This is a genomic window from Marinobacter iranensis (genome assembly GCF_029207565.1).
Classification (GTDB): Bacteria; Pseudomonadota; Gammaproteobacteria; order Pseudomonadales; family Oleiphilaceae; genus Marinobacter; species Marinobacter iranensis.
This window is the reverse complement of the sequence record NZ_JANCMW010000009.1, coordinates 97,451-122,309: the sequence shown is the minus strand read 5'-3', so window position 1 is coordinate 122,309 and position 24,859 is coordinate 97,451. Positions and strand designations below refer to the sequence as shown.

Sequence of the window (24,859 nt, the reverse complement as noted above, 5' to 3'; positions counted from 1 at the left end):
ATGCTGAGTGCCATGAAACTGACGATCAGCCGAGAATCTCTGCTTACCCCCCTGCAGTCCATTGCCGGTGTGGTGGAGCGAAAACAGACAATGCCGGTACTGTCCAACGTATTGCTGGTCGCGGAGGATAATACCCTCACGCTGACCGGAACCAATATGGAAGTGGAACTGGTTGGCCGGGTTTCACCGGTACATGTGGACCAGCCCGGGCGGATCACGGTACCGGCCCGGAAGCTGTCCGATATCTGTCGGGCGCTGGGTGATGAGGCCCCCATCGAACTGGGCCTGGAAGGTGATCGGCTGCACCTGCGTTGCGGAGCCAGCCATTTCACCCTGTCAACGTTGCCGGCGGAACACTTCCCCAACGTGGAGGACGATGCCGAGAGTTTCAGCCTCGAGCTGCCCCAGAAGGAACTCAGCCGTATGTTCGACGCTACAGCCTTCGCCATGGCGCAACAGGATGTTCGTTACTACCTGAATGGCCTGTTGCTGGAAGTGGACAAGGATCATGTGCGTACGGTGGCTACCGACGGCCATCGCCTGGCCATGGCGCATTTTGATTTGCCAACCGGGTGCGCGGAGCCCCGCCAGGTGATTGTACCCCGTAAGGGTGTACTGGAACTGGCTCGGTTGCTGGACGACGTGGAAACGCCAGTCACCCTGGTGATCGGAGACAATCACCTGCGTGCGACGGTCGGTTCCTATACGTTTACCTCCAAACTGATCGAAGGCAAGTTTCCCGACTACAACCGGGTGATTCCCCGTGGTGGCGACAAGATCGTACTGGCAGACCGCGCCACATTGAAGAACACACTTCAGCGCGCCGGTATCCTGTCCCATGAAAATATTCGCGGAGTACGCCTGAACCTGGCGCCCAACGAACTCCAGGTGTTCGCCAACAACCCGGACCAGGAACAGGCCGAAGACGCGCTTCCGGTGGAGTACCAGGGCGAATCACTGCAGATCGGCTTTAATGTAGGCTATCTTGTGGACGTGATGAATGCGCTGGACGAGGATCAGGTCAAGATCACGCTCGCTAATCCCAACAGCAGTGCATTGATCGAAGCCCCGAACGACAATCGCTGTCTTTATGTGGTCATGCCCATGCGGCTGTAAACGGAGGGTCGCTGGGTAGATATTTACTGGTTCAGAAAGGAAGATGTTCATGGGAACGGTGACAAACAGCCTCAAGGGTGCATTTCGAATCGGTCAGACCTTGTCGGTGCTCGGGCGAACCGGGGTGAACTGGGTTCGCGGCGACCGCCCTCCGGCTCCGCGCCTGCTACGGCAGACCTTTGAGTCCCTGGGTGCCACCTACATCAAGCTGGGCCAGTTCATTGCCAGTTCCCCGACGTTTTTCCCCAAGGAGTACGTTGAGGAATTCCAGTACTGCCTGGACCGTACGCCCAGTTTGCCATTCAGCGTGATCAGGAAAATCATTCGGGATGAACTCGGCCGTCCTATCGAGGAGGTGTATTCCGACATTGACCCGGTGGCACTGGCCTCGGCATCCATCGCACAGGTGCATGCCGCGAAACTGGTTACCGGTGAGGACGTGGTGATCAAGGTACAGAAGCCGGGCGTGGAGAACATCCTGCTGACCGATCTCAACTTCCTGTACCTGTCCGCGAAAGTTCTGGAGACACTGGCGCCAAAACTGTCCTGGACGTCGATGTCCGGAATTGTTGAAGAAATCCAGCGCACCATGATGGAGGAATGCGACTTCATCAAGGAGGCGAACAATCTCAAGGTGTTCCGGGAGTTTCTCCATAATACCCACAATGAGGACGCCACTGTTCCCCGGGTCTACGAGAGCTGCAGCACCCGCCGTATCCTCACCATGGAGCGCTTCCACGGTGTGCCGCTGACGGACCTGGAGAGTATTCGCGGTTACGCGCGGGATCCGGAGCGCACGTTGATCACCGCGATGAATACCTGGTTCTCCAGCCTGACCCAGTGCGAGTTTTTCCACGCAGATGTTCACGCAGGCAACCTTATGGTGTTGAAAGATGGCCGTGTCGGGTTCATTGATTTTGGCATTGTCGGGCGGATACGCCCGGATACCTGGCAGGCGGTCAGTGATTTTATTTCCGCGGTAATGGTGGGCAACTTTGACGGCATGGCGGATGCCATGATCCGTATTGGGATCACCCACCAAAAAGTCCAGGTCAGTGAACTGGCGAATGACCTGCGGCGCCTTTACCAACAGATGGACACTATGGTTCCGGATCACGTTCCCTATCAGGCGGAGCAAGCCGAGGATGACGTAAACAATATCCTGATGGATATGGTGCGGATTGGTGAGGGCCACGGCCTGCACTTCCCCCGGGAGTTCGCGCTGCTGCTAAAGCAGTTCCTGTATTTTGACCGTTATGTGCATATCCTGGCACCAGAAATGGACGTGTTTATGGACGAGCGCCTGAACATGCTGCATTAATCGCGTTCAACGACAAGGTTTTGTACACTGGGGCAGCGTCGTCGATCCGGCACGCTGCCTTTTTTGTTCCCGTCTTTGGCAGGCTGATAACCTATTGTGACCTATGGCGCTCGTTAAACTTCAAACGGAACACTTCCGCAATCTTTCACCGGCGCCGGTCAGCTTTTCTTCTTCTATAAACTTGTTGTATGGCGCCAATGGAAGTGGAAAAACCAGCGTGTTGGAAGCCATTGGTTACCTTGGGCTTGGCCGTTCATTTCGCGTAAGTCGTCACCAGGCCGTGGTCAGCCATGGTCAACAGAAACTGACGGTGTTTGGCGGTCTCGATCAGGGTATGGCCACGGTTGGCTCCTCACCGGCGGATGAACTCAGTCACCGGGTGGGGATTGCCAGAGATGTGACTGCCAAGGAAACCACGCTGCGGGTCGACGGCGAAGCGGTTCGTAATTTGTCCTCGTTGGCCCGGCATCTTCCCGTCTCAGTCATCGACCCTGGAGTATTTGATATTGTCGCCGGCGGGCCAGGCAAGCGTCGACAGTTTCTCGACTGGGCAGTGTTCCACGTGGAACCTTCCTTTGCATCTCTCTGGCAACAGTGTCAAAGAGTGACATCACAGCGGAATCAGATCCTGAGAAATGGTAGAATAGATGACGCTCTGATGAAGGTCTGGGACTCACAATACACGGAGTTGGCAGAGCGTCTGACACAAGCCCGGAAGGACACCTTTCAGCTGTTCACCAAGGCCTTTTACAGCTTGCTCGGCGAGATCGACGCGCCCTGGGTCGATGGGCTCAAGCTTGACTATTATGTCGGCTGGGATTCATCACAGCCACTGTTCGAGGTACTTCGCTCCCACCGGGATCAGGAACAGAAGATGGGCCACACACTTTATGGCCCGAACCGGGCGGATATCCGGTTACGGTTTCAAGGGCGCCCGGTTGCGGAGACGTTCTCCCGGGGCCAGCAGAAAACATTGGTCATACTGATGAAAATTGCTCAAGGCATGGTGCTGAGTGATCAGGGCAAACAGGTTACCTTTCTGCTTGATGATATTAATGCGGAACTGGACGTGGGCCACCGGGCAATGCTTGCCCAGAAACTCTACGAATTACGATGTCAGGTGTTCGTGACATCGATAGAGGCGCCCAAACCTGAGGAACTATGGCGGCATACCATGCCGGAATACAGATTGTTCCACGTGGAACATGGAAAATTGACGGAAGAATAAAACCCGGATGATCTACCCTCATCCCTTTAACGCAACAAGGGCAATGGCTTCAGGCCGGGAAATCACCCTTCAGGAGTACCCTAATGAGTGAATCGAACTACAATTCGTCCAGTATCAAGGTGTTGAAAGGACTGGATGCGGTGCGCAAACGGCCTGGTATGTACATCGGCGATACCGACGATGGCACCGGCCTGCATCATATGGTCTTCGAATTGGTGGATAATTCAATCGATGAGGCATTGGCCGGGCACTGCTCCGAAATCGGGGTGATCATCCACCCGGATGAGTCGGTTACCGTGAAGGACAACGGGCGGGGTATCCCGGTTGACCTGCACCAGGAAGAAGGTGTATCTGCGGCGGAAGTCATTATGACCGTGCTCCACGCCGGCGGTAAGTTCGATGACAACAGCTACAAGGTATCCGGGGGGCTTCACGGTGTCGGTGTTTCCGTGGTTAATGCCCTCTCCTCCTCGCTGACCCTGACCATCCGCCGTGATGGCAAGGTTTACGAGCAGGTCTACAACAATGGCGTTCCCAAAGCGCCCCTCGATGTTGTGGGCGACACCGATGCCAGTGGCACGAAGGTTCACTTTATTCCTTCCCCCGATACGTTTACCAGCATTGAATTCCACTGGGATATCCTGGCCAAGCGACTGAGGGAGCTGGCGTTCCTGAACAGTGGCGTGCGTATTCGCCTGCAGGACGAGCGTTCCGGCAAGGAAGAGGTGTTTGAGTACGAAGGCGGCTTGCGTGCCTTTGTCGAGCACCTGAACGCCAACAAGACACCGATCAACCGGGTCTTCCACTTCATTAAAGAGCGCGAGGACGGCATTGTGGTGGAAGTGGCCATGCAGTGGAACGATGCCTTCCAGGAGAACATCTACACCTTCACCAACAACATCCCGCAGAGGGATGGTGGTACTCACCTGGCGGGCTTCCGTGCGGCCCTGACCCGCTCGCTCAACAACTACATTGAGCATGAAGGCCTGGGCAAGAAAGCCAAAGTCAGCACATCCGGTGACGATGCCCGGGAAGGCCTGACGGCCATTATCAGTGTGAAGGTTCCGGACCCCAAGTTCTCCTCGCAGACCAAGGACAAACTGGTCTCTTCCGAAGTGAAGACTGCGGTTGAGCAGGAGCTTTACCAATCGTTTGCGGATTTCCTTCAGGAGCAGCCGAACGAGGCCAAGCTGATCGTCAACAAGATGATCGAAGCTGCCCGTGCCCGTGAAGCCGCACGCAAGGCCCGTGATATGACCCGCCGCAAGGGCGCACTGGATATTGCCGGTTTGCCCGGAAAGCTGGCTGACTGCCAGGAAAAGGACCCCGCCCTTTCCGAACTGTTCATTGTGGAGGGTGACTCCGCCGGTGGTAGCGCCAAACAGGGCCGTGATCGTAAAACCCAGGCTATCCTGCCCCTCAAGGGTAAGATCCTGAACGTGGAGAAGGCGCGCTTCGACAAGATGTTGTCGTCAGTGGAAGTGGGTACCCTGATCACCGCTCTTGGTTGCGGTATTGGACGGGAAGAGTTCAATCCGGAGAAACTCCGTTATCACTCCCTGATCATCATGACCGATGCGGACGTGGACGGTTCCCACATCCGTACTCTGTTGCTCACCTTCCTGTTCCGCCAGATGCGCGAAATCATTGAGCGGGGCCATGTATTCATTGCCATGCCGCCCCTGTACAAGGTCAAGCGTGGCAAGCAGGAGCAGTATCTGAAAGACGAGAAAGCCAAGGAAGCCTACCTGACTCAGACAGCTCTCGAAGGTGCCCAGCTTTATGTAAACCCTGATGCACCGGCGATCAAGGATTCCGCCCTGGAAACCATGGTCAAGGATTACCAGGCGGTGATGTCGATGATTGAGCGGCTCTCGCGTGCGTACCCGGCCAAGGTACTCCAGCAAATGCTGGACAATGTAACCCTGAAGCCGGAACACCTGAAGGAAGAGGCGGAAGTTGCCCGTTGGGTTGCCCGCCTGGGTGACGGTCTGCAGCTGGATACCCGCACGGGCACCAAGTACACCTTCTCTGTGGAGAAGGACACCGAGCGTAACCTCTACCTGCCGAAGGTTGTGATTTACGTGCATGGTATTCCCCATAATCACGTATTCAGTCACGACTTCTTCGAATCTTCGTCGTACGGTGCCATTGCGCGGATGGGCGAGACACTGGATGGCCTGATTGAAGACGGTGCCTATATCCAGCGTGGTGAGCGCAAGCAGGCGGTTCTGTCGTTCGAAGGTGCCCTGGACTGGCTGATGAAGGAAGCCCAGCGTGGCCTGAACATCCAGCGCTACAAGGGGCTGGGTGAGATGAACCCGGAGCAGCTGTGGGAAACCACCATGGACCCGGAAACCCGCCGCATGATGAAAGTAACCATCGAGGACGCTATCGCGGCTGACCAGATCTTTACCACGCTGATGGGTGACGATGTGGAGCCTCGCCGGTTGTTTATCCAGAACAACGCGCTGGAAGTGACCAACCTGGACATCTGACCAAACAGATGCTCCTGGCGCCCGGTATCAGGGCAAATAAAAAGGCGACCAAATGGTCGCCTTTTTTCTTTTAATTCAATATCTTATTGAATTTTCCGGTTCCAGGGAACGGTTAATTACGATTGCCTGAGGACGAGTCCGAGGATTTGCCACCGTGCTGGTCTGCAAGGTGCGGGGCCATGACATCCTCAAGGGTATAGCCAGTCAACCGGCGAATCGTACGCCACAGGTAATAGAAAATCGCGATCATCATGATCATCGACGGGATGGCAATCATCGGATAGCTTACCAGGGTCATTCTTCCCAGCTCTTCATTGAAGGCCTGGGTGCCGGACGGACTGGTGACAATCCATTTGGCCAGTATGAAATTCATGATGGAGGAAAACAGGAAGGTCAGGCTGAAGAAATAGCTGGCCTTGAGCAGGCGCGCCTCGAACTCGTCCTCGCTTCCCCGTTCTTTCAAAACAGCCTGGATCTTGTCCACGTTCAGCACGGACGGGTTATATAGCAGCGTTCGCACCAGCGGATACCTGGTGCGCGTAGAGACCAGCACTGCAATACCAATCACGGCGGGAACCGCGGCTTCCTTGATGGCCAGCCAGCCGGCGTCCAGTTCCATCAGCCCGATACCACCGGTGAGACCGACACTGATGATGCCCAGTACCGCGATAAAATTGTACTTGCGATAGCGCACCAACTCGAACAACCCCCAACCCAATGGAAAGGCGAGCCCGATCACCAGGGCCATAACACTGCCCAGGTACTCATCGCCGCTCAGCTTCATAAGAATGATGGAGGGAATAATGATACTGACAAGCAGGTCCACCCAGGGTCTGGGTTTGTGTGTCGGTGTTGTCTGGGTTTCCGGGGAGGTCATAAATCAGCCTGATGGTTCGGGGAAGTGATGCTGCCAGTAGAGGTCCAGCATACCGAAAAAGTTGTCAGGCAGTATACGATGAAACCGTCAGTAATCGAAGAATGGCCAGGCCGGCACCGTGAGCGCTACCTGGCCGCCATCTGCAGATGTCCCTGAACAACATGTAGTTAAACGATACGTGTCATGTAACTGCAACACGTTTGCCAATGGGATCGGTTAAGCTTGCAGCCGTTATCTCAACGGGGCTTTAGGAGGAAGCATGAAGATCATTGCGTTTTACAGCCTTAAAGGCGGTGTGGGTAAAACCGCTACGGCTGTAAACATTGCCTATCTCGCCAGCCAGGCGGGCATCCCCACCCTGCTATGGGATCTGGACCCACAGGGGGCAGCGAGCTGGTACCTGGCGGGAACGGACGATGTGAAAGGCCGCAAACTGGCTGCATTGATGGACGGCAAGACGCCAATTGGCAAGTTTATTCGTGCCAGTGCCTACCCTGATCTCGACTTTATTCCCGCTCATAACAGTTTCCGCAATCTTGATGTTCGGCTGGACAAGGACGACAGCAACAATACCCTCAAGAGTTGGCTGGCACCCCTGTCGGAGGAAACCAGCCTGGTGGTGCTGGACTGCCCGCCTTCCATGTCGCGGCTGTCTGAGCAGGTGCTTAAAACCGCAGACGGCGTCTTTGTGCCAGTGGTGCCCACCTGGCTTGCGCTCAACAGCTGGCATCAACTTCAGGCCTTCGCTAAAGACAAGAAACTCAAACCCGGGCGTTTACATCCGTTCTTCTCGATGGTGGACCGGCGCAAGAATCTGCACCGGGAGATGGTGATTCATCGAAAACAGCATCTTGAAAACGGGCTGAACGCTCTTATCCCCAACGCCAGTGTCGTGGAAAAGATGGGTGAGAGTGGCCAGCCGGTGGAGTTGATGGACCGGTCTTCGGCGGCTGCGGATGCTTATCGGCGGTTGTGGAAGGAAATCCGCAAACTGATATAGGGGTTAAACAGCGGCTGTTGCTGTAGCCATAAAAAAACGCTGACCAGCTCAACACGGATCAGCGTTTCGGTAGCAGGGGCAGGTCTATAACCCACCCAGCCGCAGAGGCGTTCAGCCCACTTCTTTCAATGCCTGCTCGACGATTGCCAGGCCTTCTTCAAGGATATTGTCCTCGATAGTGACAGGCATCAGGAAGCGCAGGGTATTGCCGTACATACCGCAGCTGAGCAGGATCAGGCCGTTTTCCTTGGCTTTTTTGGTCACCGCAGCGGCCAGGTCTGCCCTCGGCTCCTTGCTGGTCTTGTCGCTGACCAGTTCGATGGCGGCCATGGGGCCCAGGTTGCGTACGTTGTCCACGTGGGGGAACTGTTCCTGCCACTGGTCAAAGCGTTTGCGCAATTTGTCACCCAGGCGCCGGCTCTTGCCCAGAATGTCCTCTTCCTTGAAGACATCAAATACCGCCAGGGCTGCCGCGCATGCGGTCGGGCTGCCGGTATAGGTGCCGCCGAGAGAGTTCGGGCCGGAAGAATCCATAACCTTGTCGGTGCCTACAATGGCGGAAATCGGCATACCATCGGCCATACTCTTGGCCATGGTGATCATGTCCGGCTCAACGCCGCTGTGCTCAATGGCAAACATTTTGCCGGTACGGCCAAAGCCGCTCTGGACTTCATCCGCAATCATCAGGATGTCGTTCTCATCGCAGATCTTGCGAATCGCCTTCAGGAAGCTGGCGGGCGCGGCGTAGAAACCGCCCTCACCCAACACCGGCTCAATCACGATAGCGGCTGTATCGCTGCCTGGCGAGTCCGCCTTCATTGCCATCTTCAGGCCACGAAGCGCCTCATCCTCACTGACACCGTGATATGGGACCGGATAGGGAGCGCGGAAAACGGTTCCCGGCATTGGCCCGAAATCGGTCTGGTAAGGTGCGGCCTTGCCGTTCATCGCCATGGTGTAGAAAGTACGCCCGTGATAACCACCGTCAAAGCAGATAACGTTGGTTTTGCCGGTAGCCGCGCGGGCGATTTTCATGGCGTTCTCAAGGGCCTCGGCGCCGGAATTGGCCAGCATCACCTTGGCGTGTCCCTTTACCGGAACCACTTCACTGAGCTTCTGCGCCAGCTTGACGTAGCCCTCATAGGGTATGACCGTCTGGCAGGTGTGCATCAGCTTGTCCAACTGGCCTTTCACCGCTTCGACCACTTTGGGGTGACGATGGCCGATATTCAGTACACCGATGCCGCCGGCGAAGTCGATCATTCGCTTGCCATCGGCATCCCAGAGTTCGGCATTGGTCGCATGATCGGCAAACTGCTCGTTGGGGCTGGCAGCACCGGCCGCGACATAACGTTCTTTAAGTGCCTGCAATTCTTTGTTCGTCACTTTGCCTCTCCTCGAATTCGGTTTCGTCTTACCAGCATACACGAAATGACGGCCCGGTTTGAAAACCCGCCCTCGATGTTTCTACGTACTCCGGCTCCCGATGTCTTCCCGGAACTGGAGTTCAGCAAGCCGCCGGTAAAGCGGGTTGCGGGCAACCAGGTCGTCGTGGTTGCCGATATCCTGGAGAATGCCGGACTCCAGCACAATAATACGATCGGCGTGCCTCACGGTGGCGAGTCGGTGTGCGATCACCAGCGTTGTGCGGTCGGACATCAGCCCCGGCATTGCCTGCTGGATCAGGTGTTCGCTTTCCGCGTCCAAGGCGCTGGTGGCCTCATCCAATAACAGTATAGGCGCATCCGCAAGCAATGCCCGGGCGATCGCCAGCCGCTGCTTCTGGCCCCCTGAGAGCCCCATCCCGGTGTCGCCCAGGGGCGTCTCATAGCCTTGGGGCAGTCGGCGGATAAAGTCATCGGCATGAGCAATGCGGGCCGCCTCCACCATGGCCTCGTCACTGGCGTCCGGGCGGGCATAGCGAATGTTGTCGGCAATGGTGCCGTGAAACAGCGCAGGGTTCTGGGGCACCAGGGCGAAGCAGCGGCGCAGGTCCTCCAGCGCCACCTGGCGACTGTCGGTATTGTCGACCAGAATCTGCCCTGCAGCGGGATCGTAGAACCGCAACAACAGATCAAACAGCGTCGATTTGCCTGCTCCGGAAGGGCCGACCAAAGCCACAGTTTCCCCGGCACGAATGCTCAGGGAAAGATCCTTTAAAACGCTGACATCGGGTCGCGAAGGGTAGCAAAAGGTCAGGTTCCGGATCTCGATATCGCCACGTATGGTTTCAGGCAGTGCCTGGTTTGCGGTGGTCTCCACGGGGATTTCACTGGGTGTCTGCAGCAGTTCAAAAATTCGCGCGGCTGCCCCGGCTGCCCGCTGCAACTCACCAATCACCTCACTGATGGCCCCGGCAGCCAAGCCTACCAGCAGGCTGTAGAACACAAACGCCGCCAGCTCCCCGGGGCTGGTGCGGCCAGAGATCACATCCAGCCCGCCAATCCAGATCACCACCCCGATGGCCCCCATCACCAGGGTAATGGCGATGGTAGTCAACCAGGCGCGCTGGCGAATCCTGACCCGCGCAATGTCGAAGGCATTCTCCGCCACACGGGCGAAGAACCGGCGGTCGTGGGGCTGGTGATTGAACGCCTGCACGGTCTTGATCTGGGTAAGGTTCTCCCCCACGTAACTGCCCACCTCCGCGACCCGGTCCTGGCTCAGCCTGGAAAGCTTCCGGACACGGCGCCCGTATACCAGGATAGGAATGATCACCAGCGGAAAGCCAAGGATGATGATGCTGGCCAGTTTGGCATTGGTCACAAACAGCAGAATCAGCCCGCCCACCAGCATCAATGCGTTACGCAAGGCGATGGAAACGGTGGAGCCAATCACGGATTGCAGCACGGTGGTATCGGCAGTGAACCGCGACTGGATTTCCAGGCTTCGGTTCTTTTCATAAAAGCCGGGGTGAAGGTCGATCAGGTGATTGAAGACCTGTTTGCGAATATCCGCGACTACCCTTTCCCCAATCCAGGAAACCAGATAGAACCGGGCAAAGGAGCCGATCGCCAGCCCGATCACAAGAACAAAGAACAACCCCACGGCTTTTGACAACATAGCGGGTGATTGAGTGGCAAGGCCCTGATCAACGAGGATCCGTAGCCCTTGACCAAGTCCAAGTGTGATTCCAGCCGTAATCACTAGTGCAACGAGGGCACCGGCAACGGCCCTTTTGTAAGGACTGATAAAATCGATGACCAGCTTCAGGGCCTTGCGGTGGCGGGTGTTAATGATGTGCCTCCTCGATAAGGGGTGCTGTAAACTCTGGCAACAATACGGTTTTTACTCGTAACAAGACCTATCATACATGCGGGCGGAGCACGCGTGGGTGGCAGGGTCTTCCGGGACACGCTGTAAATACGTCCCTGTACGCTCGACAAAAGCCATCCCTGGCTTTTGACGGTCCCGGAAGACCCTGCCACCCACGCGCGCTCCCCAACCTTGGAGTTATTCTCAACAGTGAGAGCCTACGCTGACAACGATTACCCCGCTGACCACAAACCGGATTGGAAAGTCATTGCCGGCCTATGGCCCTATCTGGCCGAATTCCGTGGTCGAGTCATACTGGCACTGGGATTTCTTATCTTCTCCAAACTGGCTACGGTCGCCACACCGGTGGCCTTAAAGTACATCGTCGACTATCTGGATCAGAACAAAAGTGGCGAGGTGCTGTTGTGGATTCCGGTTTTACTGGTGGTGGCTTACGGCCTGCTCCGGTTTGGCAGCACCCTGTTCAGCGAACTGCGGGATGCGGTGTTCGCTCGAGTGGCAGAGCGAGCCATGCGGCGTGTATCTCTGAGGGTCTTCGAACACCTGCATAACCGGGAGCTGGCCTTTCACCTGGACCGGAAAACCGGGGGCCTGGCCCGGGACATTGAGCGGGGCACCAACGGCATCAGCTTCCTGCTGCGTTTCACCCTGTTCAATATCGTCCCCACCTTGCTCGAAATCCTGCTGGTGGCCGGCATCCTGTTTGTGGTGTTCAACGTAGGCTATGTGCTGGCGATTCTGGTGGCAGTGGTGGTGTATGTGGTGTTTTCCATCAAGGTCACTGAATGGCGCACGAAATATGTGCGCGAAGCCAATGCCCGGGACAACCAGTCCAACTCCCGTGCGGTGGACAGCCTGCTTAACTACGAGACGGTCAAGTATTTCAACAACGAGCGCTTCGAGGCCAAGCTGTACGATAAGGATTTGGACGACTGGGAGCAGGCACGGCTCAAAAACCGGCTGTCTCTCGCGGCGCTTAACTCGGGCCAGGCCCTGATTATCGGCGTGGCGATGATTGTCATCATGGCGATGGCGGTGCAGGAGGTGGCCAGTGGTGAGATTACCCTGGGGGATTTCACCATGATCAATGCCTACCTGCTGCAGCTGTTTATCCCGCTGAATGCCCTGGGTTTTGTGTATCGGGAAATCCGTCAGGCGCTGGTGAATGTGGAGCGGCTGTTCGGGTTGCTGGGTGATGAGCCGGTGATTGAGGATGCGCCGGGTGCCAAAGCACTGGCGGTGGAAAAAGGCGAGGTTCGGTTTGACCATGTCCACTTTGCCTATCGACAGGACCGCCAGATTCTCCGGGATGTGAGTTTTTCCATTCCGGCCGGCCACACTGTAGCGGTGGTGGGTGCCAGCGGCGCTGGCAAGTCTACCCTCGCTCGCCTGCTGTTCCGGTTCTATGACGTGGATCAGGGCAGTATCTCCATCGATGGACAGGATATTCGCACGGTAACCCAGGATAGCCTGCGTGCCGCCATTGGCGTGGTGCCCCAGGACACGGTGTTGTTCAACGATACCCTCTACCGCAACCTGGCCTATGGCCGGCCCGAGGCTACCGAAGATGAGGTTTACCGGGCTGCCCGCATGGCCCACCTGGAAATCTTTATCCACAGCCTGCCTGATGGTTACCAGACACAAGTCGGCGAACGGGGGCTGAAACTCTCGGGTGGAGAGAAACAGCGGGTGGCCATTGCCCGGGTAATCCTCAAGAATCCGCCGGTGCTTATTCTGGACGAGGCCACGTCCTCACTGGATTCACTGTCTGAACAGGCGATTCTTGGCGCACTGAAGGAGGTCAGCCGCCAGCGCACGTCCCTGGTGATTGCCCACCGCCTGTCCACCACCCGGGATGCCGATACCATCCTGGTGATGGATGGCGGACGTATTGTCGAGAGCGGGCACCACACCGACCTGTTGGCCCTCAATGGCCACTACGCCCACCTGTGGGCGCAGCAGCATCGAAGCGGTGATGGCGATTCCAGAGAGGCGTGAACTGCTCCAAGCCTTCCCGTGGGTAAAATCAATGTCTTAGCGCTGATAGGCTCGCAGAGCCCTGGTTAGGCCTTATCTGGCAATGTAATTTTCCAGCCAGCGAGAATAGTGTTCTGGAGGCAGGGCCGGGGAATAGAGAAAGCCCTGTGCCTGATCACACCCAAGGGACCTGAGTACATCATGTTGGCCTCTTGTTTCAACGCCTTCCGCTGTTACGACCATATCGAGAGCATGGCCAACGTCGATCATACAGCTGACAAGTTTACGGGTACGGGCGTTGTGCTCAATGTCGGGGATAAATGCGCGGTCGATCTTGAGGCCCGTAAGCGGCAGATGTTGAAGATACGCGAAAGAGGCAAACCCGGTTCCAAAGTCATCAATGCTGACGCCGATACCAAAGCTTCGGATACGTTCTATGGCACGCTTTGCTTCATGTAGGTCATGTAAAAGGGCGCTCTCGGTGATTTCCACTTCCAGTTGATGGGGCGCGAGCTTTGTTTGCACCAACAGTTCTTGAAGCACCGATATTAAATCCGGATCAAACAGATTGCGCACTGAGAAATTGACACTCACTGTACCGGACTGCGATTCGGCAAACCGAAACGCTTCCTTGACCACAAACCGTGTCACCGGCGAGATCAGCGTGGTGTTCTCCACCTTTGGCATGAAACTGCCCGGGGGGATAAACCCACCTTCCCCATTGCACCAACGGATAAGGCCTTCGCATCCACAGACACTGCCATTGGAGAGCTGAATTTTGGGTTGAAAGTGCAATTCGAATTCGCCCCGCTCCAGGCCTTGGCGGACGTTTGCAATTAGCTGGATAGTCCGCAGAGTTCTGCGTTGGATCGCAGGTGAGTAGTGAAAGTGACTGCGATGTTTATCGATAGCAGCGAACAGGGACATTCGTGCCTCGCTGATCAAACTGTTTACATCGGGATGCCGGGAGGAAAGGCTGCTGCCCATTACTACTTGCGTTCGCAGGGAAATGTTCCTGACGGTCAGGTTGATTTCACTTGCATCGGTAAGCTTCGGTATTACCTGACGCATATGGATCAGATCCGAACGTGGTAATACAACCATCAGTTCTGCATTGCTGAAACGATATACAGAGGCTGAGGGAGGGACGGTTTTTATAAGGCGGGTGCTGAATGCTGTTACTAATTCATCAGATGCATCCACGCCCATTACTTCAAGAACATCGGTAATGTCAGTGATACGAATCAGTATTACGCCAATGCCCGGCGCCTGCGCTTTCTGTTGACCTAGTGTTTTGTAGAGAAACTTTCTCAGGGCGAGTGTGTTTGGTAACTCGGTGCCGCTATCGGTGTAGAGAACCATCTCCCGTTTTCGATTCAGACGATACAGCGATTCAAACAGGCTTCCGGAAAACACTCCCAAGCCCAGATAAAGGCCCAATCGAATCAGCCAGTTGCTTGGCTCCTGCATTACTGAGGCGGCGACATTCAAGGGGATGGTGGCCATCAGTAGAGCGGCTGCCAGGGCTGTTATCACGGCGCCGGGTATTCGATACCAGGCAGACGCCAACAAGACGGGAACCAGCATGAGGTATGGATAGGCGTAAGCTGTGCCACCGGTTTGGTATACCACAAGGGTACCGAATGCCAGGAGCGCAATCAGAATGAGGAGGCAGATAATATGGCGGTGCCGAATTCGAAACTCGAAAAGCCCAGGTGCCGTAATTTCTGGCTGATCCAGCCTTAAAACTGCAGTTGCCATGGTCACTCCAGACGTTGCTCGGTAGACAAGTCCTGAGATAGCTGATGAAACAAAGTTATCCGTTCAAATATCGAGTGGCATTAAACTGACGATGTTTAACCTTAGAATGAGACGGAATATGTTCACCTTAGACCCTCGGGCTACCAGTTTCCATTATTTTGACACACGGAATATTTGGGGTTGGTGTAACGAGGAAGGCGCCTTTGACGGACGACGGAGCCTGACGGCCGTCCGCCAAAAGCATGCTATGCCACTTTAGGCTTCCGGGAACGCAACCCAACCATCAAGCCAGGTCGAGGTTGCCTTTGGGTTTATCGCGCCCTGGTACACAGCGGATTCATCGAAAAACTCGCTTTTCGGTGGACGTTTCGCGGCCATGGATCCGGCAGGGCTCCGGGGACGGAAGTGAGGTGAGGATTCGCTGTTCACCGAGGGCTGCAGGCCGGTTTCCACCTGAATAGTGTTCTGCTGCTCCGGGCTTCTTATCCACAGTTCCTCGTTGAACCCGAAGTCATCATCGTCCGCTTCAGTTGCGATCGTCAGGTTGCCGAGCCGGCCATTGTTGGCAAGCAGGTTGTGGCTGAAGGTCAGCAAGTTCATACCCACCAACGCCGTGACCTCGTCCCGGGTATCCAGTGCTTCAATCGCGTAGCTGTCGATGATCATGTTGTGGAAATGACCGCCGGAGCCTTCACGCAACAGTATGGCCCGGTGCTCCTTCGCCGAGCGGCCACTGCCGTAGAGGGTTACGTTGTAGAAGGTAGGTTCGGACCGGGGTACTGCGGAGTGGCTGGAGCCGTTGTTGTCGCCTTCGAAAGCGTTGTCGCCGGCATCGCGGTGCTGCTGGATGATGGCAAACTGTACCCGGCCTCTCCAGCCCCAGTCCCAGTCAATGCTGTCATCAGCGGCACCGGTCACCAGGATGTTTTTCAGGTCGACGGTGCCGCCGAACATCTCGATACCGTCATCCAGCGCCCGATGGACCTGAACGTGCTGAATGATGGTGTTGGAGCCACAACCACCCAGGGTCAGCCCGTTCAGCTCGTTGTTCTGGTAGACCTCGAAGCCGGCGAATTCAATGCGGGTGTATTGCACCACGCCGCAGCTGTGCTGTTTATCGTTACCACCGAACTGCCCCCGGGAGTCGCTTTCGGGTACGCCTTCAATGGCAGCGTTCGGCTGGTTAACCGGGGCTTTTCCCAGAAGCACCACTCCACCCCAGTCACCACGGGCCCGCTGGCGTGGTTCCTTGCTGCTGGTGAACACCACGGGTTGGTTTCTGCTGCCACGGGCAAACAGTTTGGCGGAGGGGGTTACGATCAATGCGGATCCAGAGTCGCCTTCTATGGTGACGCCTGGCTCGATGGTGAGATTCGCCCCGTCAACGAAGATGGTGTCCTCAAGGATATAGCGGTGGCCACTTTCCCAGACGGTGTCTGCGGTAATGTCGTCAGCCACCCGCACGGCCCGGTTCTCGAACGCGGTGAATCCGGCCACGGTGGCAACCGCCGCCGCCATCACCGGTAATAGCACGAACACATGCCTGCGGAACCATCCACGATCTTCAACTGACTTTACAGTGGCTGTCTCAAGCCGTTGATTACCGGATTTCGCCAACAGCGGCTGGCCATTGTCATTGGCCATGATTTCACGGGCCAGGGCCTGGAGTTCCGGCGTTCCGTTCGCTTCCACGCGCTTCAGCACGTCGTTGCGGTAATTGGGTTCTCTCAGCAAGACATTGAGATGGACAAAGTCGACGCCTGGGCACTGGCCCTTGTCGATGCGGCGTTTGAGGCGCCAGAGCTTCTCTACCAGAAGGGAGGAATGGTCGGACATTACTGCTGCTCCGTTGGGATGAGAGCTCCGTTGTACATGTCCAATGTGAAAGCTTTATGTCAGTTGGAAGAAATGAGTCGCTTAAAGGGGAGGATTTCGTCGTAAAGAAGGGACTGCAATGCGGGAAAGTGGTCGGCGTGGCAGGATTCGAACCTGCGACCCCTTCGTCCCGAACGAAGTGCGCTACCAAGCTGCGCCACACGCCGATCAACGGCCGGTATTATACGGATTGGGCGGTTATTTACCAGCCCCCGGATAACAAAACGGCATCCGTACAGTTGCTGAGATTGCCATGCCAGGCTGAGTACCGGAGGGCCGATTCGGTGGCCCTCCGGTGCTCCTGGTTAGCCGGCGGTTGGCAGCACCGAGATATCCGCCACCCGCAGGAACAGGTTCCGCAGCAGGTTGAGCATGGCCAGGCGGTTGCTACGCACGGCTTCGTCCTCGGCCATCACCATCACTTCGTCAAAGAAGTTGTCCACCGGTTCCCGCAGGCTGGCCAGGGAGCTCAGGGCGGTGGCGTAGTCGCCCTTTTCGAACAGTGGCAGTACCTTTTCGGCCTGCTGGCGGATCTGTTCCGCCAGGGTGATCTCAGCGGTGTCCTGAAGCAGGTCGGTATCGATGGTTTCGCCAATGCTGTCACCGCCCTGCTTGGTGAGGATGTTGGACACCCGCTTGTTGGCACCGGCCAGGGCCAGGGCTTCCGGCAACTGGCGGAAGGCTTCCACCGCTTTTACCCGGCGGTCGAAATCCAGTGGGCGCGTGGGCCGGCGGGCGTGCACAGCCAGGTAGACTTCAGCGCTGATGCCCTGCTCTTCATAGTGGGCGCGGAAGCGCTCCAGCATGTAGTCCACCACGGTGGAGGCGGTGTTCTGCTCGGTCAGTATCGTGAAGTTTTCCGCCGCCCATTCGCAGCAGGTCTGCAGGTCCAGCGGCAGCTCCCGTTCGATGATAATGCGCAGTACACCCAGGGACGCGCGGCGCAGGCCGAAGGGGTCGCGAGTACCGGACGGCGGCTGGTTGATGCCGAACAGGCCCACCAGGGAATCGATACGGTCGGCGATGGCCACGGCGCAGCCGGTCAGGGTGGCGGGCAGGTCGTCGCCGGCAAAGCGCGGCATGTACTGCTCGTTCAGCGCACTGGCCACGTCTTCGTTCTCACCGTCGTTGGCGGCGTAGTACTGGCCCATGATGCCCTGGAGGTCAGTGAACTCCAGTACCATCTCGGTGACCAGGTCGGTCTTGGCCAGCATGGCGGCGCGTTCGGCCAGCAGCGGATCGCTGCCAATAGCGTCTGCGATCTTCCTGGCCAGTGCGGCAACCCGTACCGACTTGTCGTAGATGCTGCCGAGTTTGTCCTGGAACACGATCGGTTTGAGCTGATCGATGCGGTTTTCCAGCGTCGTCTTGCGGTCTGTGTCGTAGAAGAACGCAGCGTCGGACAGTCGCGGACGGATCACCTTCTCGTTGCCGGAAATCACCTGTTGCGGGTCCTTGCTTTCCAGGTTGGCGACGGTGATGAACAGCGGGAGCATTCTGCCGTCGGCAGAGACAACGTGGAAATATTTCTGGTGCTCCTTCATGGAGGAAATCAGCGCCTCGGCGGGTACCTCCAGGAAGCGTTCCTCGAAGCGGCCCATCAAAGGCACCGGCCATTCGTTCAGGGCGGTAACTTCGTCCAGCAGGTCTTCATCAATAACGGCCTGGCCGCCGGCTTCCTTCCTGGCGATGGCCATCACACCGTCGCGGATCTGCTCGCGGCGTTCGGCGAAGTCAGCGGTTACATACCCTTCCTGACGCAGTACCACTTCGTAGTCACCGGGGGTGGGAACGATCAGCGACTTCGGGCAGTGGAAACGGTGGCCCCGGGTCTTATTCCCCGGCGTCAGCCCCATGATCGGGGTCTCGATCACCTTGGTGCCGAGCAGCATGATCGCCCAGTGAACCGGCCGCACGAATTCCGTCCGATGTGCGCCCCAGCGCATGCGCTTGGGAATCGGCAGCGCTGCCAGGGACTGGTCCACCAGTTCCGGCATCAGTTCAACGGTCGGTCGGCCTTTCTCGATGGTGCGGTAGACCACCCAGGCACCCTTGTCGGTTTCCATGGTATCGAGCTGGTCTGGCGTTACGCCCAGGGAGGTTGCAAAACCGGTCAGTGCGCGGGTGGGGTTACCGGAATCGTCGAAGGCCGCTTTCACGGCCGGCCCGCGTTTTTCCACGGGCTTGTCCGGTTGGGCGTCTTCCAGGTCGCGAACCCGTACCGCAAGCCGGCGTGGTGCGGCAAAGGCTTCCACTTTTCCAAAGCGGATGCCAGCCTCCTCCAGGCCGTTGGTGATACCACGGGTAAAAGCGTCAGACAGTGGCTTGAGGGCCTTGGGGGGCAGTTCTTCGGTGCCCAGTTCGACCAGAAAATCCTGTGTTGCCATGATTATGCGTTCCCCTGTTCCTGCTGAGCTTTTTTCGCTTTCTTACCCTTTTTGCCGTTGGCCTTTTCATCGGCGGCCTCGGCTGCCGCCAGCATTTCTTTGCGCAGTGCCTCCGGTGCCAGTGGGAAGCCAAGGTTGCGGCGGCTGTCGAAATACGCCTGGGCAACCGCCCGGGCAAGGGTGCGAACCCGCAGAATAAAACGCTGACGCTCGGTCACGGAGATAGCGTGCCGGGCGTCCAGCAGGTTGAAAGTGTGGGATGCCTTGAGTACCTGTTCGTAGGCGGGCAGTGGCAGGCCGGCTTCGATCAGGCGGGCGCTTTCGCGCTCGTGTACGTCGAAACTGTGGAACAGGAATTCGGTATCGGCGTGTTCAAAGTTGTAGGTGGACTGCTCCACTTCATTCTGATGGTACACGTCGCCGTAAGTGACCACACCATTCGGGCCTTTGGTCCACACCAGATCGTACACACTGTCCACGCCCTGCAGATACATGGCGATGCGCTCAAGCCCGTAGGTGAGTTCGCCGGTCACCGGATAGCATTCCAGGCCGCCTACCTGCTGGAAGTAGGTGAACTGGGTCACTTCCATGCCGTTCAGCCAGATTTCCCAGCCCAGGCCCCAGGCGCCCAGGGTGGGTGATTCCCAGTTGTCTTCCACGAACCGGATATCGTGAACCAGCGGGTCCAGGCCCAGGGCCTTCAGGGAATCCAGGTACAGCTCCTGAAAGTTGTCCGGGGATGGCTTCAGCACCACCTGGAACTGATAGTAGTGCTGCAGGCGATTGGGGTTTTCGCCGTAGCGGCCGTCGGTGGGGCGGCGGCTGGGCTGAACGTAGGCGGCATTCCAGGTTTCCGGGCCAATGGAGCGCAGGAAGGTGGCGGGGTGGAAGGTGCCGGCTCCCACTTCCATGTCCAGTGGCTGTAGCACCACGCAGCCGTGCTGCGCCCAGAAATTCTGCAGGGCGAGAATCAGGCCCTGAAAGGTTTTGATGTCCGGCGTGTTTGCGGAAGTTGCCTTGTCTGTCACGACGTTTGCCTGCTGGTCAGTCTGTGTGTGGCGCCCGGGCATCTGGCCGGGGCACTCCGGAAAAAAAGGGCATTATACGCCTGCCAATCGCGTATTTCTAAGTCAGCTTCACAGGCCTGATTTTGCGCTAGAAGAAGGTCAGCCCGACCTGGAAAAGTTTCTCCACATCCCGGATCCGGGTTTTGTCCACCAGGAACAGGATGACGTGGTCATCGGGCTGGATCCGCAAGTGGTCGTGGGCGATGAGGACTTCGCTATGGCGGACGATGGCGCCGATAGTGGTGCCCTCCGGCAGGTTGATCTCATCAAGGCGCTTGCCCACCACCTTGGAGGACCGGTGGTCGCCATGGGCAATGGCTTCGATAGCCTCGGCAGCACCCCTGCGCAGTGAGTGAACGTTTACTACGTCACCACGGCGCACGTGTGTGAGCAGGCTGCCGATGGTGGTTTGCTGGGGCGAAATGGCCACGTCGATATCGCCGCCCTGAATCAGGTCGACATAGTCCGGGTTGTTGATCAGGGTCAGTACCTTGCGGGCACCCAGGCGTTTGGCCAGCAGCGAGGCCATGATATTGGCTTCGTCGTCGTTGGTGACGGCGCAGAAGACATCGGTGTTCTCGATGTTTTCTTCCAGCAGGATGTCCTTGTTGGCGGCATTGCCTTCCAGTACCACGGTCTTGCGCAGGTTTTCAGAGAGCATCACGCAACGCTCGTGGTCGCGCTCCAGCAGTTTCACCTGGTAGCGGGACTCCAGGGTGTGGGCCAGTCGCTGGCCAATGTTGCCACCACCACAGATGAAGATGCGCTTGTAGGGTTTTTCCAGTGGCTGGAGTTCGCTCATCACCGAACGGATGTGGTCCGATGCGGCAATGAAGAACACCTCGTCGCCATCTTCAATTACCGTGTCGCCCTGGGGCATGATGGCGCGGCCTTTCCTGAAGATGGCCGCCACCCGGGTCTCGATTTTGGGCATATGGGTGCGCAGGTAAGACAGCTCGTGGCCCACTAAGGGCCCCCCTTCTGTGGCGCGAATGGCAACCAGTTGGGTAAGGCCTTTGGAGAATTCCAGTACCTGCAGGGCGCCCGGGTATTCAATCAGCCGGGTGATGTGTTTGGTGACAAGGTGTTCCGGGCTGATCAGGACGTCGATGGGAAAGCCCCGCAGGCTGTCCAGGTCCTTTTTCTGCTCGCGCTGGTAGAACAGTTCCGGTTTTGCCAGATAGGCATTGGCCCTGACCCGGCAGATGGTCGTTGGGGTTTTGTACAGCAACTTGGCCACCTGGCAGGCCACCATGTTGACCTCATCACTGTTGGTAACGGCGATCAGCATGTCGCCATCCTCTGCGCCGGCTTGCCTCAGCACCGTGGGAAAGGACGCCTTGCCCTGGACAGTACGAATATCCAGGCGATCCTGGAGTTCCCGCAGGCGGGTGCTGTCACTGTCGATCACGGTGATGTCGTTGGCTTCGTTGGCGAGGTTTTCCGCCAGGGTGCCGCCCACCTGGCCGGCGCCGAGAATCAGGATCTTCATGGTTCAGGTTTCTCCAGCACGGCGTAAAAAAATCCATCGTGACTTTCGGGAGCAGGCAGCATCTGGCGGCCGGTTTCCATATCACGTCCCCACGGCACATTCGGCTGTATCAGGGCCGCATCACTCTGCTGTTTCAGGAATCGACGGATTATACGGTGATTTTCCTGCGGGAACACGGAACAGGTGGCATAGACCAGACGCCCACCGGGGGCGAGCACCTGCCACATGGCTTCCAGCAGGCCCAATTGAATGCTGGCTAACGGCACAATGTCGGATTCCCGGCGCAGCAACTTGATGTCGGGATGCCTGCGTATCACGCCGGTGGCACTGCAGGGAACGTCCAGCAGGATACGGTCGAATGGCTGCTGGTCCCACCATTGTTCAATGTCTGCGGCGTCCGCCTGTTTCAGGGTGGCCACAAGGTCCAGCCGTTCCAGGTTTTCCTGCACACGGGGCAACCGATCGGCGGATTCATCGAGAGCGACCACTTCGGACAGCCCCCCGCAGCTTTCAAGGATAGCGCAGGTTTTACCTCCCGGGGCGGCGCAGGCATCCAGCACACGTTGGCCGGGTGCCAGATCCATCAGGGTGGTACTGAGTTGGGCTGCTTCGTCCTGGACACTGACCGCACCATCGGCGAACCAGGGCAGGCGGTCCACCGGTGCGGGCGAGGCCAGTTGAATGCCATGAGGTGCAAACCGGGTAGCGCTTGCTTCGATGCCGGCGTCTGCCAGGTGCTGAAGATAGTCGTCGCGGCTGAAGCGAAGGGCGTTTACCCGCAGGGTCATGGGCGCCTGGGCGTTGTTGGCGTCGAGGATGGCCTGCCAGTCGTCGGGCCAGTTGTGGCGCAGTTTTTCCAGCATCCAATGGGGATGGCTGTAACGAGCGCTGTCGTCCGGTAACGCTGGCTCCCCTTCCCGTTCCGCTGCCCGCAGGACTCCGTTCACCAGTCCGGTCAGGTGGGGTTTGTCGAGGGTGCGGCAGGCTTCCACGGTTTCGTTCAGTACCGCGTAGGTGGCCTGTTGGCTGAAGCGCAGCTGGAACAGGGCCACCAGCATCAGATGGTGCACCATCCGGTCCGGTTTGCGTAGCGGCTTTTTCAGGCGGGCCTGCAATTCGGCATCAAGCCGGTGGAACCAGCGACAGGTGCCATAACAGAGCGCCTGGAGTTGCGGGCGTTCATTGTCGGCAACGTCGTTCAGTGCCGGTGGCAGGCATTGGGACAGCGACTGGCCATTCTCAATGGATTGCAGAACCCGGGCTGCGATGGCCCGCAACGGCTGGCCCTGGCCATTCATTCAGTGCAGCTCCTGGCCGGGCATCAATATCTCCTTGCCACCGTTGATCAGATCGTTGGCCGATTGCGGGCGTGAGCCGGGCAGTTGCAGGCGGGTGATCCTCAGGGATTCGAGGCCACAGGCAACGTCGATGCCGTCCCGGTCGCGGCGGATCACCGTGCCGGGGTGTTTGTCGCTGGTGTCGTCCAGAACCTCGGCCTGGTGGATGCGGATGTGCATGTCGTCCAGGTCGGTGTAGGTGCCTGGCCAGGGATTAAAGGCACGAATCAGCCGGCTGATGGCGGAGGCATCCAGGGTCCAGTCGATATGACCTTCTTCCTTGCTAAGCTTGCTGGCGTAGCAGGCCCGTGACTCGTCCTGGATTTCGCCGTTCAGCTCGCCCTTTTCCAGGTGTTCCAGTGCCTTGACGATGGACTCACCGCCCAGGTCCGCCAGGCGGTCGTGGAGGCTGCCGCCGGTGTCGTTTTCGGTGATAGGGGTAATGGACTTCAGCAACATCTCGCCGGTGTCCAGCCCGGCGTCCATCTGCATGATGGTGATGCCGGTTTCGCGGTCGCCGGCGGCAATGGCCCGCTGGATCGGGGCGGCACCACGCCAGCGGGGTAACAGCGAGGCGTGGATGTTGAGGCAACCGTGGCGTGGGGTATCCAGCACAGCCCGGGGCAGGATCAGGCCATAGGCGGCCACGATCATTACGTCTGCGTCTAGCGCCCGCAGTTCCTGCTGAGCCTCTGCGGTTTTCAGGGACTGGGGCTGGAATACGGGAATATTGGCGTCCAGGGCCACCTGCTTGACCGGGGTGGGGGTCAGTTTGCGGCCACGACCGGCGGGCCGGTCAGGCTGGGAGTACACACCAACCACCTGGTGACGGGTTGCAAGCAAGGCCTTCAGCGCGGTGGCTGCGAAATCGGGGGTGCCGGAAAAAACAAGTCGCACGGGCTATGGTTTCCTGGTCCGTTGAATACAAAAAGACCGGGTTTGCACCCGGTCCCGGTTTACTCTGTCCTGGCTTCAGGCGCTTTTCTTGTGGAGCTTTTCCAGCTTCTTGCGAATCCGGGTGCGTTTCAGGGAACTGAGGTAGTCCACGAAAAGCTTGCCGTTAAGGTGGTCCATCTCATGCTGGATGCAGACTGCCAGCAAGCCGCGGGCCTCCAGCTCGAACGGCTTACCGTCCCGGTCAATGGCTTTGATCATGCAATGCTCAATGCGCGAGACATCCTCGTAAAAACCCGGTACGGACAGGCAGCCCTCCTGCATGTCTTCCAGTTCGCCTTCAAGCACTTCCACTTCCGGGTTGATAAATACCCGTGGTTCGCTCTTGTCCTCGGACAGATCCATCACGATGATCTGCCTGTGTACGTTGACCTGGGTGGCCGCAAGGCCAATGCCGGGCGCATCGTACATGGTCTCGAACATGTCGTCGATCAGCTTGCGGGTCTCGTCGGTCACCTCGTCCACAGGCTTGGCGATCGTGCGCAAGCGGGGATCCGGGTATTCCAGAATTTCTAGTATCATGGCGCTCGTACTTTTGGTCTTTGAATCTGACTTTCACCGTTATCTTTTGTAACGGTGTGAATACAGTCTCCGAAATGCGACAGCGTACTGCGCATTTTTCCATCCCGTGACTATTATGATCGGGATGAAAGAGCCGGTTTCAACGGGTTATTGCCGTTTATAGTGCTATTA

At 57.6% G+C, this 24,859-nt stretch carries 17 protein-coding genes and 1 tRNA gene; 6 read left to right on the top strand and 12 right to left on the bottom strand.

Translation table 11 applies throughout. The features are described 5' to 3' along the window. Nucleotides 1-12: 12 nt before the first annotated feature. The 4 genes from dnaN to gyrB all read left to right on the top strand — a co-directional run bounded on the left by dnaN (nt 13) and on the right by gyrB (nt 6,163). Nucleotides 13-1,116 carry a DNA polymerase III subunit beta gene (dnaN, locus tag NLU14_RS14555; protein ID WP_275707721.1) on the top strand — a complete coding sequence of 368 codons (1,104 nt, stop codon included), beginning with the start codon at nt 13-15 and terminating at the stop codon, nt 1,114-1,116. A 49-nt stretch (nt 1,117-1,165) separates the two neighbouring features. Then, on the top strand, nt 1,166-2,437 hold the full coding sequence (locus NLU14_RS14550; protein WP_275707719.1) for an ABC1 kinase family protein: 1,272 nt from the start codon (nt 1,166-1,168) through the stop codon (nt 2,435-2,437). 103 nt (nt 2,438-2,540) lie between these two features. Beyond that, complete coding sequence (gene recF / locus NLU14_RS14545; RefSeq protein ID WP_275707716.1) at nt 2,541-3,665, top strand: DNA replication/repair protein RecF; 1,125 nt, start codon at nt 2,541-2,543, stop codon at nt 3,663-3,665. A gap of 83 nt (nt 3,666-3,748) precedes the next feature. Then, nucleotides 3,749-6,163, top strand: a complete 2,415-nt coding sequence (gene gyrB / locus NLU14_RS14540; protein WP_275707715.1) for a DNA topoisomerase (ATP-hydrolyzing) subunit B — start codon at nt 3,749-3,751, stop codon at nt 6,161-6,163. A 112-nt stretch (nt 6,164-6,275) separates the two neighbouring features. On the opposite strand, the gene NLU14_RS14535 is transcribed toward gyrB, so the two are convergent. Continuing rightward, the gene (locus NLU14_RS14535; protein WP_275707714.1) at nt 6,276-7,040 is read right to left on the bottom strand and encodes a VC0807 family protein; all 765 of its coding nucleotides are present in this window, start codon (nt 7,038-7,040) and stop codon (nt 6,276-6,278) included. A gap of 259 nt (nt 7,041-7,299) precedes the next feature. Here NLU14_RS14535 and NLU14_RS14530 point away from each other — a divergent pair, with 259 nt between their 5' ends. Further along, nucleotides 7,300-8,040 carry a ParA family protein gene (locus NLU14_RS14530; RefSeq protein ID WP_275707712.1) on the top strand — a complete coding sequence of 247 codons (741 nt, stop codon included), beginning with the start codon at nt 7,300-7,302 and terminating at the stop codon, nt 8,038-8,040. 111 nt (nt 8,041-8,151) lie between these two features. On the opposite strand, the gene gabT is transcribed toward NLU14_RS14530, so the two are convergent. Further along, on the bottom strand, nt 8,152-9,426 hold the full coding sequence (gabT, locus tag NLU14_RS14525; protein ID WP_275707710.1) for a 4-aminobutyrate--2-oxoglutarate transaminase: 1,275 nt from the start codon (nt 9,424-9,426) through the stop codon (nt 8,152-8,154). 81 nt (nt 9,427-9,507) lie between these two features. Further along, entirely contained in the window at nt 9,508-11,253 is a 1,746-nt protein-coding gene (locus tag NLU14_RS14520; RefSeq protein ID WP_275707843.1) for an ABC transporter transmembrane domain-containing protein, read from the bottom strand. 252 nt (nt 11,254-11,505) lie between these two features. Here NLU14_RS14520 and NLU14_RS14515 point away from each other — a divergent pair, with 252 nt between their 5' ends. Then, nucleotides 11,506-13,314, top strand: a complete 1,809-nt coding sequence (locus NLU14_RS14515; RefSeq protein WP_275707708.1) for an ABCB family ABC transporter ATP-binding protein/permease — start codon at nt 11,506-11,508, stop codon at nt 13,312-13,314. A gap of 72 nt (nt 13,315-13,386) precedes the next feature. Here NLU14_RS14515 and NLU14_RS14510 read toward each other — a convergent pair whose 3' ends face one another. The 9 genes from NLU14_RS14510 to def form a co-directional block, all read right to left on the bottom strand. Continuing rightward, nucleotides 13,387-15,054, bottom strand: a complete 1,668-nt coding sequence (locus NLU14_RS14510; protein ID WP_275707706.1) for a putative bifunctional diguanylate cyclase/phosphodiesterase — start codon at nt 15,052-15,054, stop codon at nt 13,387-13,389. A 255-nt stretch (nt 15,055-15,309) separates the two neighbouring features. Next, the gene (locus NLU14_RS14505) at nt 15,310-16,890 is read right to left on the bottom strand and encodes a hypothetical protein (RefSeq protein ID WP_275707704.1); all 1,581 of its coding nucleotides are present in this window, start codon (nt 16,888-16,890) and stop codon (nt 15,310-15,312) included. Nucleotides 16,891-17,019: 129 nt separating this feature from the next. Beyond that, a tRNA-Pro gene (locus NLU14_RS14500) sits at nt 17,020-17,096 on the bottom strand. Nucleotides 17,097-17,234: 138 nt separating this feature from the next. Then, the gene (glyS, locus tag NLU14_RS14495; protein ID WP_275707703.1) at nt 17,235-19,316 is read right to left on the bottom strand and encodes a glycine--tRNA ligase subunit beta; all 2,082 of its coding nucleotides are present in this window, start codon (nt 19,314-19,316) and stop codon (nt 17,235-17,237) included. A gap of 2 nt (nt 19,317-19,318) precedes the next feature. Continuing rightward, nucleotides 19,319-20,344, bottom strand: a complete 1,026-nt coding sequence (gene glyQ / locus NLU14_RS14490) for a glycine--tRNA ligase subunit alpha (RefSeq protein ID WP_275707701.1) — start codon at nt 20,342-20,344, stop codon at nt 19,319-19,321. A 127-nt stretch (nt 20,345-20,471) separates the two neighbouring features. After that, nucleotides 20,472-21,875 carry a Trk system potassium transporter TrkA gene (trkA, locus tag NLU14_RS14485; protein WP_275707699.1) on the bottom strand — a complete coding sequence of 468 codons (1,404 nt, stop codon included), beginning with the start codon at nt 21,873-21,875 and terminating at the stop codon, nt 20,472-20,474. After that, nucleotides 21,872-23,173, bottom strand: a complete 1,302-nt coding sequence (rsmB, locus tag NLU14_RS14480) for a 16S rRNA (cytosine(967)-C(5))-methyltransferase RsmB (protein WP_275707697.1) — start codon at nt 23,171-23,173, stop codon at nt 21,872-21,874. The genes trkA and rsmB overlap by 4 nt, the downstream gene beginning before the upstream one ends. Further along, nucleotides 23,174-24,109: a methionyl-tRNA formyltransferase gene (fmt, locus tag NLU14_RS14475; protein ID WP_275707695.1), complete on the bottom strand. Its 936-nt coding sequence runs from the start codon at nt 24,107-24,109 to the stop codon at nt 23,174-23,176. It lies immediately after the preceding gene. A 75-nt stretch (nt 24,110-24,184) separates the two neighbouring features. Then, a complete protein-coding gene (gene def / locus NLU14_RS14470; RefSeq protein ID WP_275707693.1) occupies nt 24,185-24,688 on the bottom strand; it encodes a peptide deformylase in 504 nt (167 codons plus the stop codon). Nucleotides 24,689-24,859: the final 171 nt, after the last annotated feature.